Below are 444 nucleotides of genomic sequence, written 5' to 3'. Positions count from 1 at the left end.
ACTCTCAAACAAATTCTGAAACAGTATTTGATAGACTGACTTTCAATTTCGCATTCCAAAATTTTAAAGCCACGGATGTACCGGATAAAATCGGTTGCCTGTTACCTGTTGCCGGTCTCCCAAAACCGGGCACCGGGCATTTTTTAATTTGGAATTTGGTGCTTGAAACATTGGTGCTTATGATTTCCTGGCACCCCTCTTCTGCTGCCGAATCAAATCCAAGAGATCTACATCATTTCCAAGCAGTACTGCATCTCCATTAATCCTTCCGTCTAATGAGCCGTTCTCCAATTTTAATACACCCCGCGGACAAACCGCCGAACATATTCCGCAGCCAACGCAGCTGGAGCGAACAATATTTTCGCCTTTTTGGGCATAAGCGCGTACATCTATTCCCATTTCACAGTAGGTAGAGCAGTTTCCGCAGGAAATGCATTGACCGCC

At 45.0% G+C, this 444-nt stretch carries 1 protein-coding gene; it reads right to left on the bottom strand.

The features are described 5' to 3' along the window. Positions 1-177 precede the first annotated feature (177 nt). The coding region (locus HC175_RS18745) for a 4Fe-4S dicluster-binding protein (protein WP_168139712.1) at positions 178-444 on the bottom strand (267 nt) is incomplete at its 5' end.

Source organism: Salinimicrobium oceani, from assembly GCF_012037645.1.
The sequence above is the reverse complement of the archived record's forward strand: the minus strand, read 5'-3'. Positions and strand labels throughout refer to the sequence as shown.